Source organism: Wolinella succinogenes DSM 1740 (assembly GCF_000196135.1).
In the GTDB taxonomy this organism is placed as follows: Bacteria; Campylobacterota; Campylobacteria; order Campylobacterales; family Helicobacteraceae; genus Wolinella; species Wolinella succinogenes.
The window spans coordinates 1984196-1997351 of record NC_005090.1 but is presented as its reverse complement, the minus strand read 5'-3'; the positions used below and the strand labels follow the sequence as shown (position 1 = coordinate 1997351).

At 51.1% G+C, this 13156-nt stretch carries 16 protein-coding genes; 4 read left to right on the top strand and 12 right to left on the bottom strand.

Going from position 1 to position 13156, the window contains the following annotated elements; genetic code table 11:
- The first annotated feature begins 14 nt into the window (after window positions 1-14).
- Window positions 15-833, top strand: a complete 819-nt coding sequence (lgt, locus tag WS_RS09960) for a prolipoprotein diacylglyceryl transferase (RefSeq protein ID WP_011139891.1) — start codon at window positions 15-17, stop codon at window positions 831-833.
- On the opposite strand, the gene thrC is transcribed toward lgt, so the two are convergent.
- From thrC to flgH, 6 genes are all read right to left on the bottom strand, one after another.
- Window positions 830-2278: a threonine synthase gene (thrC, locus tag WS_RS09955; protein ID WP_011139890.1), complete on the bottom strand. Its 1449-nt coding sequence runs from the start codon at window positions 2276-2278 to the stop codon at window positions 830-832. The genes lgt and thrC overlap by 4 nt on opposite strands.
- A gap of 76 nt (window positions 2279-2354) precedes the next feature.
- Complete coding sequence (gene pseI / locus WS_RS09950) at window positions 2355-3374, bottom strand: pseudaminic acid synthase (RefSeq protein ID WP_011139889.1); 1020 nt, start codon at window positions 3372-3374, stop codon at window positions 2355-2357.
- Entirely contained in the window at window positions 3361-3900 is a 540-nt protein-coding gene (pseH, locus tag WS_RS09945; RefSeq protein ID WP_011139888.1) for a UDP-4-amino-4,6-dideoxy-N-acetyl-beta-L-altrosamine N-acetyltransferase, read from the bottom strand. The genes pseI and pseH overlap by 14 nt, the downstream gene beginning before the upstream one ends.
- Entirely contained in the window at window positions 3897-4742 is an 846-nt protein-coding gene (locus WS_RS09940) for a hypothetical protein (protein ID WP_011139887.1), read from the bottom strand. Before WS_RS09940 ends, pseH begins: the two co-directional genes overlap by 4 nt.
- Complete coding sequence (gene pseF, locus WS_RS09935) at window positions 4739-5419, bottom strand: pseudaminic acid cytidylyltransferase (RefSeq protein WP_011139886.1); 681 nt, start codon at window positions 5417-5419, stop codon at window positions 4739-4741. The genes WS_RS09940 and pseF overlap by 4 nt, the downstream gene beginning before the upstream one ends.
- 1 nt (window position 5420) lies before the next feature.
- Window positions 5421-6137, bottom strand: a complete 717-nt coding sequence (gene flgH, locus WS_RS09930) for a flagellar basal body L-ring protein FlgH (RefSeq protein ID WP_011139885.1) — start codon at window positions 6135-6137, stop codon at window positions 5421-5423.
- 78 nt (window positions 6138-6215) lie between these two features.
- Between flgH and WS_RS09925 the strand changes: the two genes are divergently transcribed.
- Genes WS_RS09925 through WS_RS09915 form a run of 3 tightly spaced genes read left to right on the top strand, consistent with a single transcriptional unit; the run spans window position 6216 to window position 7424 of the window.
- Window positions 6216-6668, top strand: coding sequence for a GatB/YqeY domain-containing protein (locus WS_RS09925; protein ID WP_011139884.1), 453 nt, complete (start codon window positions 6216-6218; stop codon window positions 6666-6668).
- Window positions 6665-7024: a nitrous oxide-stimulated promoter family protein gene (locus WS_RS09920; protein WP_011139883.1), complete on the top strand. Its 360-nt coding sequence runs from the start codon at window positions 6665-6667 to the stop codon at window positions 7022-7024. The genes WS_RS09925 and WS_RS09920 overlap by 4 nt, the downstream gene beginning before the upstream one ends.
- Window positions 7025-7082: 58 nt before the next feature.
- The gene (locus WS_RS09915; protein WP_011139882.1) at window positions 7083-7424 is read left to right on the top strand and encodes a TraR/DksA family transcriptional regulator; all 342 of its coding nucleotides are present in this window, start codon (window positions 7083-7085) and stop codon (window positions 7422-7424) included.
- On the opposite strand, the gene WS_RS09910 is transcribed toward WS_RS09915, so the two are convergent.
- From WS_RS09910 to WS_RS09885, 6 genes are read right to left on the bottom strand one after another with little or no spacing between them, the layout of a single operon-like run.
- Window positions 7421-8122: a hypothetical protein gene (locus WS_RS09910; RefSeq protein WP_011139881.1), complete on the bottom strand. Its 702-nt coding sequence runs from the start codon at window positions 8120-8122 to the stop codon at window positions 7421-7423. The genes WS_RS09915 and WS_RS09910 overlap by 4 nt on opposite strands.
- On the bottom strand, window positions 8106-9368 hold the full coding sequence (locus WS_RS09905) for an RNA polymerase factor sigma-54 (protein WP_011139880.1): 1263 nt from the start codon (window positions 9366-9368) through the stop codon (window positions 8106-8108). The genes WS_RS09910 and WS_RS09905 overlap by 17 nt, the downstream gene beginning before the upstream one ends.
- Window positions 9365-10087 carry an LPS export ABC transporter ATP-binding protein gene (gene lptB / locus WS_RS09900; RefSeq protein ID WP_011139879.1) on the bottom strand — a complete coding sequence of 241 codons (723 nt, stop codon included), beginning with the start codon at window positions 10085-10087 and terminating at the stop codon, window positions 9365-9367. Before lptB ends, WS_RS09905 begins: the two co-directional genes overlap by 4 nt.
- Window positions 10080-10499: a tRNA (adenosine(37)-N6)-threonylcarbamoyltransferase complex ATPase subunit type 1 TsaE gene (tsaE, locus tag WS_RS09895; RefSeq protein WP_011139878.1), complete on the bottom strand. Its 420-nt coding sequence runs from the start codon at window positions 10497-10499 to the stop codon at window positions 10080-10082. The genes lptB and tsaE overlap by 8 nt, the downstream gene beginning before the upstream one ends.
- Entirely contained in the window at window positions 10496-11467 is a 972-nt protein-coding gene (gene trpD, locus WS_RS09890) for an anthranilate phosphoribosyltransferase (protein ID WP_011139877.1), read from the bottom strand. Before trpD ends, tsaE begins: the two co-directional genes overlap by 4 nt.
- 19 nt (window positions 11468-11486) lie before the next feature.
- Window positions 11487-13121, bottom strand: a complete 1635-nt coding sequence (locus tag WS_RS09885; RefSeq protein ID WP_011139876.1) for a DNA polymerase III subunit gamma/tau — start codon at window positions 13119-13121, stop codon at window positions 11487-11489.
- Window positions 13122-13156: the final 35 nt, after the last annotated feature.

Genomic DNA, 13156 nt, shown 5'->3' with positions numbered 1-13156 from the left:
TCGCAGGAAACACGATGGAATGGAACTATCTCTACAATCACTTTGACCCTGTAGCGTTTGACCTTTGGGGGCTCAAAGTCCACTGGTATGGAATCGCCTATGTTTTGGCGCTTCTAGTGGCGCTTTGGGTGGCCAAATGGATCGCCAAAAAAGACGCCTACCCCTTGAGCAATGAGCAGCTAGAGAGCTATTTTATTTGGGTGGAGGTTGGAGTGATTTTGGGCGCGCGACTAGGGTATATCCTCTTTTATGATCCCTTCACTGCCTACTATCTCACGCATCCTTGGCAGATCTTCAATCCCTTTCAAAATGGGGAATTCATCGGCATTAGAGGCATGAGCTACCATGGTGCGGTGATTGGATTCTTGATCGCTTCATTTCTATTCGCCCAAAGACACGGGGTGAAATTTTGGATGCTGATGGACTTGGTGGGAATCTCTGTCCCCCTTGGCTATGTTTTTGGACGCATCGGTAACTTTCTCAACCAAGAGCTGATTGGCCGAGTGACTGAAGTCCCTTGGGGGATCTATGTCGCAGGCGTGCTTCGCCACCCCTCGCAGCTCTATGAGGCCTTTTTGGAGGGAATCGTCCTTTTTGTGATTCTCTATGCGTGGCGATCAAGGGTGAAATTCACGGGACAGCTAGGAATCATGTATCTTATTCTCTATGCCCTAGCGCGTTTTGTGGCAGAGTTTTGGAGGGAGCCTGATGCTCAGATTGGGTATCTAGTGGGGGGTGTGACGATGGGGCAGCTCCTCTCGCTCGCCATGGCGATTCCCTGCTTAGTGCTTTGGGGATATTTGGCCAAAAAGGAGCGAGGAAAAATCCTCTAGGCTCCTAGCCACGCGAGAATCTGTTCCTTGATCTTCTCTTTTTGGATCACTTCGGTATGAATCTCTTTTTTGGCAAAGAGAGAATTGATGGCAGGGTGGATCTCCACCCCTAGCGCCTCTTTCACATAGTGGAGTGCCTCTAAATCACGCACCCCCTCTTTGCCTAGGGCTTTGGCGACGGTGGGGGCAAACTTCGTCCACTCCGCGGTCGAGCAGAGCACCTTGAGGGTTTGAGAGTCGCTCTCTAGGTCTTCGTAGGCCTTGATTCCTGTGGCGGTGTGGGGATCCATAAGGTAGCCTGCTTTGGCGTATTCACGGATGATTCTCTCCCCTTCGCTATCCTCACAAAAGAGCGCTACAAAGTGCTCTTGAAGCTTTTCTAATTCCGAAGCGTTTAAGGCATAAAAGCCCTCTTTTTCGAGATTCTCCATGAGGGTTTTGGTTCTTTGCGCACCCAAGAGTGCAAAGAGAACACGCTCCACATTGGAGCTTTTGAGGATATCCATGGCAGGAGATTGAGTTTTTTTGAGGGTTTTTCCTCGAATATCGTAGATTCCTGTGGTGATGAGCTCAGTGAGAATGTTGTTGGCGTTGCTAGCGATCATGATTTTGCCAATCCCAAAGCCCATAAGCTTGGCGTAAAAAGCGCCCAAAGCGTTCCCAAAATTACCGCTAGGAACAATAACATCAATGGGAGAATCGCTCCTTAGAGAGGCGTAGGCGTGGTAGATAATCTGAAAGGCGATTCGGCCAAAATTGACGGAGTTGGCCGCGGAGAGCGAAATCCCTTTTTGGGTCAAAGAGGCCCTAAAATGGTCATCCTTAAGAAGGCTTTTGAGCGCAGCTTGGGCATCATCAAAGTCTCCATGGATGCCCAGCACTTTGAGATTCTCCGCCTCTTGTGTGGTCATCTGGAGGCGCTGAACATCGCTGGTGCCCCCTTGGGGATAGAGGCAGACGACTTGGATATTTTTTTGGTTGGCGAAGCTCTCTAGTGTGGCAGGGCCTGTATCTCCGCTGGTGGCGGCGAGGATGAGGTAGCGCTCTCCTCTTTGCTGAGCGAGACGGGAGAGGATACGGCCAAAGGGCTGAAGCGCCATATCTTTAAAGGCACGCGTGGGTCCATGGTAGAGCTCTAGGACGCTCAAGTCTCTCTTTAGCGGTACCAAGGGCGCAGGGTGGGCAGGGTCATCAAAATGGTCATAGAGCGAGAGAGCCTCATGAAGAATCTCCTCTTCAAGCTCAATTCCCAAGAGGGCAAAGATCTCTTTGGCTAGTTTGGCGTAGGAGAGATCCTTAAGGCGCATTCTCGCCTCTTGCCCTAAAATAGGGAGTGCCTCAGGTGCGTAGAGTCCGCCAAAGCTGGCATCAGGATTGAGGATGGCGTGGCTGAATTCGACATTTAGTGGCTTTTGGGAATCGTTCCCTCTGGTCTCGATGAGCACGGTTGCTTCCTTGTGGGGAGGATGGATGGAGAGTATTTTAGCAGGATTTGAGTTTGAGGGCTCTAAAAGGGAGAGCCTATCTTCGCACCATCTCCCAAGTGAGTGGCTCGCCTCGCTCAATATCACACGCCGCCTCTTTGCCCAAAATTTCATTCAGGTGTTTGGGGGGGAGCCCATGACCGGGGCGGATGGATCGAAGGTTCTTGGGGGTGAATCGCTCTCCTTTTTGAATCTTTTCACAGACAAAGAGACTCCGCTTGAAAATTTTTGATTTAGCCACCTTGGGGCTCAGCTCGTAATTGGCCTCCCCAAGCGCCAAAGAGGCGGCATGGATAGAGGAGACCATCTCTTTGAATTCACTGGGTTCTAGGCTGAAGGCGCCATCGGGGCCTCCTAGGGAGCGAGAGAGGATGAAGTGCTTCTCAATCACACTCGCCCCTAGGCTCACTGCCACTATGGGTGCTATGAGGCCAAGGGTGTGATCGCTGAGCCCTACTTTGACTCCAAAGCGCCTCTTTAGGTCAGGAATCCGAGCGAGATTCGCCTCTTCTAGAGGGGCGGGGTAGGAGCTGGTGCAGGCTAGGAGCGTGATATCCTCATTCCCTTCGTTGCGGCACGCCTCCACCGCTTCGCTAATCTCTTCAAGCGAGGCGATTCCCGTGGAGAGAATCATCGGTTTTTGGAGTCTTGCGGCGTAGCGAATAAGAGGAATATCATTGATCTCAAAGGAGGCGATTTTGTAGATGGGATTCCCTAGCGTCTCTAAAAAATCGACCGCCGTTGGGTCAAAAGGGGTGGAGAAGCAGAGGAGCCCCAATTTCTTGGCGTATTCAAAGAGCTCTTCGTGCCACTCCCAAGGGGTGTAGGCCTTCTGGTAGAGGCTATAGAGCGTCTCACCATCCCAAAGGGTGTCGCTTTGAATCTGAAAATAGGGTTTAGAGGAATCGAGCGTGAGCGTGTCGGCGGTGTAAGTCTGGAGTTTCACGGCGTTGGCTCCCGATTCTTTGGCGGCATGGAGGGTCTCTAGGGCGAGATTCTTCTCTTGGTTGTGGTTGGCGGATAGTTCAGCGATGAGGAGAAGGTCAGAGTGTTTCATTGAGGATTCCCATGAGGAGGATGGAGCGGTAGCGCCCCTCTTTAAAGATATAGTCGCGCCAACATCCCTCGCGCACAAAACCCATCGTTTCGTAGAGAGTGATGGCGCGCTCGTTCTCCTCCATCACCTCAAGCTTTAGGGTGTGAAGCCCAAAGTGGGAGAAGCTAAGTGCTAAAAGAGCCTCCATGAGACGTTTTCCGCGTCCCTTGGTGGAATCAAAAGGGTTAGCGTAGATTCCCAAAAAGGCGTGATGATGGAGAGGGTTGAAACGCGTCAGCGAAAGGGTGCCTAGGGGGCGATTCTCCTCATGGACGACCCAGTAGCCTGAGTGGCTCGATTCTCTTAGGCTCTCGATAAATTGGATGTGCTCTATCGAATCAATCTCGCGGTCATTGTACATGAATCGTCGAATTTCAGGGTGATTCCTCCACCTTCGCACCTCCTCTGCCTCTAGGGGCGAGAGATTCACAAAGGAGCGAAGGGAGAGTCCATTGATCTTGAAGTCTCCTTGCAAAGAGGCGTTCATTTGAGTATCTCCTTCCATCGGGTCTTTTGCATCATCTGCCAAGCCTTTAACGAGAGATCTTGACGCACAAAAGGGCTATGAAGCCGCTCTAGGGCTTGCCCTAGCGCCTCCCAATCACCCAAAGTCACCCTCTCTATGGCTCCAAGCTCACTCCACCCCTCCAAGAGGGTGCGCTGATTTGGAGCAATTTGGATGGCAATCACAGGCAGACCACAAGCCGCACACTCATTGAGTGTGCCTCCTGCGCCACTGATGGCTATATCGGCTTTTTGCATAATGGAGCGAATCTCTCCTGCAGAGGGGGAGAGGTGAGGGTTGAGCGTGAGCCTCTTTAGATGGGGGAAGTGGGCGCTTGCCCATGCCTCAATCTCCTGCTGGAGTTTGAGTCCCTGCGCACTTCCGCCCAGAGTAATAAGAAGGCGTTGCGGCTTTTTGGCGATGGGCTTTGGAGGGAGATTCCAGAACTCTTGGCGCACGAGGGTATAGTCGCCTCCAAGCCAAAACTCTCGACCCTCTTTGGGGGGGTAGGGAAGATTTTGAGCTCCCATGGCGCCATTAAGAATCACCCCCTTGGGGTAGTCAAGGCGCAGGGTGTCATCCAAGAAGATCGCCTTTTGAGTTTGGTGACCCACCCACTCATACGCCTCGAGGGGCAGGAGATAAGAATCGATCACCCCCCAATCTCCTTCGCGCCAATCCTTGTGATCTCTAGGGTCAAGGTTGGCGTATATTTTGGCCTCAAAGCCTGAAGCTAAAAAATGATCCCTAAGCGCCTCAGAGCGCCTCAGATGACCAAGTCCAATGGTCTCGCCCCATTCCGTGAAGAGAAGGGCGCGTCTCATGATGACTCAAGCAAGCGATACTTCATCTCCGCCAGCTTCCAATCCTCTAGCGTGTCGATATCCTGAACCCTGAGGGGATCAAGCACAATAGCTCGCGCGCTTGGAGTGAAAATCGGCTCTTGAGCCCTCCATGTTTCGGCCCTAGCCCAGTAGAATTGCCCCGCGTCATGAAAGATGGGGTTTAGGTCTTGGGAGCGGCTCTGGAAGTGCTCAGGAAAGAGCATTGTTGGAGCGCCATTCTCCTTGAGCATAAAGCTTCTTTGCGGGGGATAGTCATAGCGCACCGCCCCAAAGGTGTAGGAGACCTCTCCCTCTAGCGCCTCTAAGCCCAAAATAAGAGAGCTTGATTCTAAAAGGGGAGCGGTGGGATAGAGGCAGCAGAGGAGATCGTCGCTCCCAAGCTCTAGTCGTTCAGCCGCATGGGCGATCACGGGGAGGGTGCCCGTGGAATCGTCACTCAGGTGTGCAGGCCTCAAAAAAGGAACACGCGCACCTAGATGCTTGGCGATGGCGGCGATTCTCTCGTCATCCGTGGAGACTACAATCGCCTCGAAGAGACCACTCTTTTGCGCCACCTCAATCGAGTAGGCTAGGATGGGGCGACCGCAAAAATCTTTGATGTTTTTATGAGGGATTCGCTTGCTCCCTCCGCGGGCTGGAATGAGCGCGATTCTCATCTTAGAAAGGCCAAACCGATTCTAAGACTTTCGTGCCCCATCCCTTCTCGGTGCTCTTTTTGATCTCGCCTTGGGTCTCATACATGATTTTTGCATCGGCGATGTATCGGGAGTTGATGGTGTTGTTTCGTCCAATGTCGTAGGGGCGAATCACGCCCGTGAGGCGCATGATCTGTTTTTCGCCATTGATGAGAATCTCTCGTCCTCCCTCAATGAAGTAGTTGCCATTCTCCATCACTTTGATGATTCGTGCTGAGACGGTGGTGGTGAAAGATTCTTGGCGCTGTTGAGTTCCTGAGCCTGCAAAGGTGGAGTTATTGTTGCCCGTGGAGAGTCCAAAAGAGGTGAAGTTGTTGAGCTTGTTCACCGCATTGCCAATGCTTTGGCTGGGGCCACCAAAGGTGACGGAAGGACCGTTCATAGTGCTGCTACTCGTCTCGCTTAGATCTTTTTTGCCAGAGCTACTAGCTGAGGCGGTCTCATTGATGATCACCGTGACAAGGTCATTGAGCTTCATGGCGCGCCGATCGGCAAAAAGCGGGTTGTCGCCTTGACCAAAGAGACTGCCTGCGTTGCCAAAGCTCTCCTCCACTTCTCGTGCGGGCATCTCTTCGACATACTCAGGGGGTTTAAAAGAGATTTGGGGGTCGGCGACCGAGCAGCCACTATAAAGTGCCGCTACAAGCGTCACCAGCAGGAATCCTGACATTCTTCTCATAGCACATCCTTTGCTTTGAAGGGTAATTGGTTATAATCCTAAGCAAAGCATATTCCCAAAAATCACAAAGGATTTTCCATGAGTCAACTCAAAGAGAGAATCGCCCAAGAGTTGAAAGAGGCGATGAAAAATAGAGACAATTTCAAGCGTGATACCCTGCGAATGATTAATAGTGCTTTTAAGCAAATAGAGGTGGATGAGCGAAGAGAGTTGAGCGATGAGGATGTGATTGCGATTCTCAAAAAAGCGTGTAAACAGCGCGAGGAAGCCTCCGCTCAATACAAAGAAGCAGGTCGAGAGGAGCTCTATGCCAAGGAGCAAGAGGAGATTAAAATCATTACCTCCTATCTTCCTGAGCAACTAAGTGATGAGCGGCTTAAAGAGGAGCTAGGGCTTATCCTCAAAGAGGTGGGGGCGAGCTCACCCAAAGATATGGGCAAAGTGATGGGGGTGGCCAACTCTAAGCTCTCCGCATTAGCAGATGGCAAGCGCATTAGCGCCATGGTTAAAGAGCTCTTAAATCAGCTATGACCCAAGAGAAGTTTCTCAAAGATATTCATCTTTTAGCCGATTTCGCCCGTTGTTACTGCGAGGGGAATCACGCCAATGCTTCCAAGGAATCGCTCTCTTTAGAGCTCTCCTATAAGGGGGAGAATTTACAAGAGAGGCTAGAGCTCTTTTTGTGTCAAGAGTGCAAAGAGCTCTTTTTGTATGCGCATGATCGCTTGCAGGCTTGCCCGCACGAAGAGAAGCCGCGCTGTCGCCAATGTCCCCATCCCTGCTATGAGCGAGAGTGGTGGAAGAGGATGGCAAAGATGATGCGCTATAGCGGGATTCGCCTCGGCTTTTCTAAGCTTAAAGAAAAAATCGCTCAAAAATTTAGATGAGGAGGGCTTTTTAAGCTTCTCGCCTCTATAATCCAAGCAAAAACCTTAAGGAGAAGTCTTGACCAAAAAACAGAGATCGGAGCTTAAACTCAAAATAATCGCTGAGATCGAAAGCGTACGCAACGATATTCAGCATTTAAAGGAGGAAAATAATCCGATCTCACTCATGAGTGTCTCCGAGAAAATGGATGCACTGGAGAGTTTGGCGGATCAAAACATCCAAAAGCGCCTCCTTCTTGACCTAGAGGCGCGCCTTAAAAAGCTTGAATATGCGTTAACGCGCATCGATTCCCCTGATTTTGGAATCTGCCAAATTTGTGATGAGCCTATTCCTTATAAGCGACTTTTTGCTCTCCCTGAGGCAACCATTTGCGTGGATTGTGCCAATGAGAGAAGTTAGCGCTTAGGAAGCCTTTTCATGAGCCTCACCTCTTCGGTGGGGACGATCATGGATGATCTTGACGCGGCCTCTAGGCGCGCGATCATCTCCCCCTCTAAATCCCCATAAACTCCCTCCAGATAACGCCCTATTACATTCATGGAGACCTCGCCTTGAGCATCAAAAAGCAATTCGCCCAAATCACTCTTTTGGCTCCATAGAATCTCTTGGCTAGCAGGCTCTAGGATGAACATCTCCGCCTCTAGAGAGAGAACCACTCTTGAGCGCTTGATCTCTTTATTCTCTTGGGGGAGGCTCACCTCCTCGATTCTGGCCAAAATCTTGGAGGAGAAGATCCCAGGAAGTTTGGCGCGATCCTCAAAGGAGAGGCTAGAGAAGGAGGGGTAATGTTTGATAATGGAGATATCTTTTCCCTCTAAGATAGCGGGAAAGAGTCGATTCCATCTCTGGGCGACCTCTTTGGCGTGAAGCTCCATCCAAGGAGAGAGCGTCTCATACGAAGAGGATCGGAGCGTGTAGTGTGTGGATATTTCGGTGGGAATGTAGGCGAGATAGGTGGCGCGCGCTAGAGACTCTTTGGGCGCATAGAATATCTCACGTACATGAAGGGAGCTAGGCTCTTTGGAGGTGCAGGCACCAAAGAGGGTGGCAACGAGGAGGAGAAGAGAGGAGAGCCAGAGTTTAGACGCTGATTTCATAGAGCTTTTTCCTTTCGCTAGAGCTGGCGATATTGAGCTGTTTTCGATATTTAGTGATGGTGCGTCGCACCATTTTGATTCCAAATTTGTTCTCCACATTTTGCAGAATCTTGATGTCGCTTAAGGGCTTGCCCCTCTCCTCGTTTTTGACCATATCCGCGATGTAGTCCTTGATCGCGGCATTGGAGGTCTCCTCGTCAATCGCTGTGGAGAAGAAGCTCTTAAGCGAGAAGATTCCCCGATTACACTCTAGGTATTTGGAGGCGATGGCGCGTGAGATGGTGGAGGGGGCGTGGTTGAACTCTTCGGCAAGGTCTTTGAGCTTCATGGGGCGAATCTCTCCTCCCATGAAGAAGTCGTACTGATACTCTAAAATCATGAGCCCAATCTTATAGAGGGTCGCTTTGCGCATATCCAAGGCGTCGATGAGGTCTTTGGCCTCTTTGATTTTGGCTTTGACATACTCATGTTTTTTGTCCGCGCGCGCTGTGTCTAGAACGATAGTGGGATAGTAGGCGTCATTGAGTCGCACTTCAATCTGTCCAGAAGAATCGTGAACAAAAAGATCAGGAATGATATCAGGCTCTTTTTCAAAAAAGTCGATGGCGGGAGGATTTTTGAAGCTTCTAATAAGGCGCATCGCTTCGACGTAGCGGGGGTGATTCTTGTAGCGAGTGTGGTATTCTAGCTCCTCAATCAGCTCGCGCACCAAGGAGAAGAGCTCATCATCGCACTCCGAAGAATCAAGCTGAAAAAGAAACGATTCCCTCACATCTTTAGCCCCGATTCCCGGAGGTTCAAGGCGAGAGAAGCGCTGGCGAATCTTCTCACAACTCTCGCTAGAACTTTCGCACTCTAGGGCGATTTTTTCTATTTCGCCCTCAAAATAGCCCTCTTCGTTTAGATTCTCAATAATCTTGAGAGCAATTTTTTGCGAGGTGGCGGTGGGAAAGAGGGGTGGGGCGATCTGTTCGTAGAGGATATCATAGAGGGAATCCTCTTGGATGGTGAGGGCTTCGATTTTTTCAGAGAGAGAGTTTTTGGGTGCTCGCTCTAGGCTTTTTTTGGGGATTTTGGAGGAGAGGTTGGTCTCTATTTTGGATTGCACCTCAATGTAAGGGTTCTCGCTCGTGAACTCTCCTAGCGTCTCCTCTAGGTCTGATAGACCGCTTTGCAGGATGGGAAGCCAGCTTTTAAGCGTGGCGGAGAGCTTGGTTTTGTTCTGGAGCGATTGCCTAAGCTTCATGGCTTGAAGTGCTCTCCGAGGTAGTGCTTCCTCACGAGCTCGTTGGCGTAAATCTCTTCACTGTTGCCTTGGGCGAGAAGTTCGCCATCTTTGATTACATAGGCGCGATGGCAAACAGAGAGTGTTTCGCGGACATTGTGGTCGGTGATGAGCACCCCGATGCCAAAATCAACGAGTTGTTTAATGATCCTCTGAATGTCAATCACGGCGAGCGGATCGACCCCTGCGAAAGGCTCATCTAGCAAGATAAAGCGGGGATTTTTCACGAGCGCCCTAGCGATCTCTACACGCCTCCGCTCACCCCCACTGAGGCTGATTCCTTTGCGTCCTCGGATGGGTTCGATGTTGAATGCCTCTAGAAGATATTCGATTCTCTTTTGGCGCTCCTCCTCTCCTTTGAGGGCGATCTCTGCGGCTAGGAGCAGATTCTCCTCCACAGTGAGGTCTTTAAAGACGCTCGATTCTTGAGGAAGATAGCCGATGCCAAGGAGTGAGCGGCGATGCAAGGGAAGCGTAGAGATCTCTTGATTGTCGAAAAAGACCCTCCCCTCACTGGCGCGCAAAAGCCCACAAATGATATAGAAAGTGGTGGTTTTGCCCGCTCCATTGGGCCCCAGGAGTCCTACAACCTCCCCACTATTGACCTCTAGGGAGATGTTGTGGATGATGGGGGTCTTTTTGATTCGCTTGCTCAGATTCTCGGCTCTTAGGTTATGCATGGGTGATCCTGTAATTTCTTCCTCCCTCAAAAGGGGTGATCTCAATAATGGCCAAAGGGAATCCTAGTCTCTCCAAAAGCCTCTCTAGCGGCTCTTCGCCCCACTCGATGAAGTGGATTCCTGCCTCTTGAAGCTCATCAAGCAAACTTAGTGCCAAAAGCTCTTCAAGGCTCTTGTTGTAGAGGTCGTAGTGGTGTATGAAGGAGCCATAACGGTGCATGAGGGAGAAGGTGGGAGAGGTGACAGGCTCTTGGATTCCACAGGAGCGCACATAGGCTTGCACGAGAGTGGTTTTGCCACTGGCTAGATCGCCCCGTAGAAGAAAGTGGGAGATTCCCTCCCCTCTTAGCTCCTCCACTCTTTTGACCACCCTCTCAAGCTCACTGGCCTTAGCTCTAATCTCTTGGGTCATAGAGAGGAGGAGACCTTTTGAATCTCTTGAAGCTTATGAAGTGCCTTGAGGCTAGAGAGCGCCTCATCGGCCATCTCCATTCCCTCTTTGACGTCACGCGCGTTGCCATTCGTCCAGAAGGCGATTCCACTATTGAGCAGGATGATATCGCGCTTAGCCCCTTTGATCTCGTTGCGCAAGATTCCCATCGTGATGGCAGCGTTCTGGGGGACTTTGCCCCCTTTGATCTCCTCAAAGGCATGGGGAGGGATTCCTAGGGCTTGGGGGTCGATCTCTCCATATTCGATCTGATCATGGTGAATCTTGGCGTAGCGTGTGGGCGCACTCACGCTTGCCTCATCCAATCCATCCAGAGAGCTCACCACGCAAGAGGCGTGGGTGTCAAGACGGCTGAGGGCTTGGGCGATTTTTGGAATGAAGTCCACGCTAAAAACCCCAATGACTTGACGCTTTGAACCGGCTGGATTGACTAGGGGTCCTAGCATATTGAAGATGGTGCGGTGGGGGATGCTCTTTCTAATGGGCATGATATGCTTCATGGCGGGGTGGTGGTTGGCGGCAAAGAGGTAGGCGAAGTGGCACTCCTCTAGCATCTTGGCTTGAGCCTCTAGCGAGAGCGAAAGGTTGATCCCTAGCGCCTCTAGGACATCAGCGCTTCCTGATTGGCTGGTGATGCTTCGATTCCCATGTTTGGCGACATAGATTCCCATGGAGGCAAGAATGATGGCGGAGGTGGAGGAGATGTTAAAGCTTCCACTCTTATCTCCTCCTGTGCCCACGATATCAAAAATCTTATCTTGGAGTGCTGGATGAAGATGGAGAGGGATGAGAAACTCTCGCATCACGCTCGTGGCATCCTCAATGTCTTGTGCCTCCTCGCCTTTTTGATAAAGGCCAATCAAGAAGGCTTGTGCCTCCTCAAAACTCATTTCATTGCGAAATAGCCGATAAAACTGCTCTTTGGACATGGGGAGGCTCCTTTTGGGGTTAGACTTTGGAACGAACGATGATTTTTTTGACCTCTAAAAGCTCTTTGGCTGCACTTACCAAGGGGCTCTCCAAGATGGCTTCAGTGAGTTTCTCTTTAGAATCTTCGCAAGGAGCGCTAGATTCCTCTAGCATTGAGGCGACGCAGCCACTCCCTTCGGGTTCCAAGGACTCTTCTGGGGGAGAATCTTCAAGTGATGGGAGAGGGGGAGGGGCGGGCTCTTCATCGTGGGCCTCGGGAGGGGGGAGGGTGACCTGCTTGATGGAGGCCTCGATTCCATAGACCTCTTTGACAAAATGCTTGATAACGCTGTAGGCGTCTTTGAGGCGCTCTTTGCACTCACCCTCGGCGCGACTGCTCCAAGAGAGAATCCCCTCGCTAAAATCCACAAATCGGATGTTTTTCTCGAAACACTCTCCAAGGTCATAGTTGCGATCATAGATTTTGGCTTTGAGATGCTCAAAGAGCGCCTCTTTGTTAGGGGTTGCTATGCTTCCAGAGGGGGGATTGCTCACCACGGGCAAGGGAGGCGCGAGGGGGGAGGGGGCAAGGGGTTTGGCGGGATTTTTGGAGAAGAGCTCCTGCTCTAGCTCCTCAATCATTCCATCAATCTCTTTGATTTTGAGCGCCTCTTTCATCTTCAAAATCGTGAGCGTGAGTACAAAGGCATTATGGCTGCCCAGCGAGAGAAGAGTCTGGGAATCGGCGATGATTCGGAAGAATCGATCCAGCATCCCCAGGGGATATTGAGGGTGATTTTGGGAGAGTTTCTCTTTGAGAAAAATGGCGATCTCCTCAAGCACCATCTCGGTTTCGTGCAGCTCAAGCTCTTTGAGAAGTTCTGAGAGGGTTGGCTCATCATGGGAGAAGATCGCATCAAAGAGGCGCTCCAAAAGCTCTGGATCGACCAGCCCCAACATCTGCGCCACGAGCGCGGGGGTGAGATTCCCCTTGCAGAAGATGATGGATTGATCAAGAAGCGTGAGCGTATCACGTAATGAGCCTCCTCCGCTGCGAGCAATCATCTCCAGCGCTTCGGGTTCAAAAGGGACATTTTCAAGATGGAGAATCTTTTGAATGTGAGCGATGACATCGCGATGGGCAATCTTTTTGAATCGAAAATGTTGAGTGCGGCTTAAAATAGTCGCAGGAAGCTTGAGGGGGTCGGTGGTGGCCAGAATAAATTTCACATAGGGCGGAGGCTCTTCAAGGGTCTTGAGAAGGGCGTTGAAAGCCTCTTTGGTGAGCATATGAACCTCATCGATGATGAAGATTTTAAATCGTCCCATCGCGGGGTGATATTTGGTCTGCTCGATGAGGTCGCGGATATCATCGATCTTTCGACTGCTCGCCGCGTCCATCTCGATGATATCCATGTGTCTGCCCTCTTTGGCGGCAAGGCAGTTTTCGCACACATCACAAGGGGTGCTGGAGGGACCTTGGGCGCAGTTGAGCGCCTTAGAGAAGATTCGAGCACTAGAGGTTTTTCCGCTTCCTCGAAGCCCTGAGAAGAGATAGGCGTGCGAGAGACGGCCGCTATCTAGGGCGAGGGAGAGGGTTTGAGAGATGGGGTCTTGACCGATGAGGTCTTCAAAGCGCGTGGGTCGGTACTTTAGGGCGAGAGCTTGCGACATGAATCCACCTCGTTGGCAAGAATTGAGTGAGGGTA

What these genes read in the sequence shown, in the direction of transcription:
- flgH (WP_011139885.1), bottom strand. Translation starts at nt 6,137, where the DNA reads ATGAGAAGAATGTCAGGATTCCTGCTGGTGACGCTTGTAGCGGCACTT.
- WS_RS09940 (WP_011139887.1), bottom strand. Translation starts at nt 4,742, where the DNA reads ATGAGACGCGCCCTTCTCTTCACGGAATGGGGCGAGACCATTGGACTT.
- WS_RS09885 (WP_011139876.1), bottom strand. Translation starts at nt 13,121, where the DNA reads ATGTCGCAAGCTCTCGCCCTAAAGTACCGACCCACGCGCTTTGAAGAC.
- pseI (WP_011139889.1), bottom strand. Translation starts at nt 3,374, where the DNA reads ATGAAACACTCTGACCTTCTCCTCATCGCTGAACTATCCGCCAACCAC.
- tsaE (WP_011139878.1), bottom strand. Translation starts at nt 10,499, where the DNA reads ATGACCCAAGAGATTAGAGCTAAGGCCAGTGAGCTTGAGAGGGTGGTC.
- trpD (WP_011139877.1), bottom strand. Translation starts at nt 11,467, where the DNA reads ATGTCCAAAGAGCAGTTTTATCGGCTATTTCGCAATGAAATGAGTTTT.
- lgt (WP_011139891.1), top strand. Translation starts at nt 15, where the DNA reads ATGGAATGGAACTATCTCTACAATCACTTTGACCCTGTAGCGTTTGAC.
- WS_RS09910 (WP_011139881.1), bottom strand. Translation starts at nt 8,122, where the DNA reads ATGAAATCAGCGTCTAAACTCTGGCTCTCCTCTCTTCTCCTCCTCGTT.
- WS_RS09920 (WP_011139883.1), top strand. Translation starts at nt 6,665, where the DNA reads ATGACCCAAGAGAAGTTTCTCAAAGATATTCATCTTTTAGCCGATTTC.
- WS_RS09905 (WP_011139880.1), bottom strand. Translation starts at nt 9,368, where the DNA reads ATGAAGCTTAGGCAATCGCTCCAGAACAAAACCAAGCTCTCCGCCACG.
- lptB (WP_011139879.1), bottom strand. Translation starts at nt 10,087, where the DNA reads ATGCATAACCTAAGAGCCGAGAATCTGAGCAAGCGAATCAAAAAGACC.
- WS_RS09925 (WP_011139884.1), top strand. Translation starts at nt 6,216, where the DNA reads ATGAGTCAACTCAAAGAGAGAATCGCCCAAGAGTTGAAAGAGGCGATG.
- pseF (WP_011139886.1), bottom strand. Translation starts at nt 5,419, where the DNA reads ATGAGAATCGCGCTCATTCCAGCCCGCGGAGGGAGCAAGCGAATCCCT.
- pseH (WP_011139888.1), bottom strand. Translation starts at nt 3,900, where the DNA reads ATGAACGCCTCTTTGCAAGGAGACTTCAAGATCAATGGACTCTCCCTT.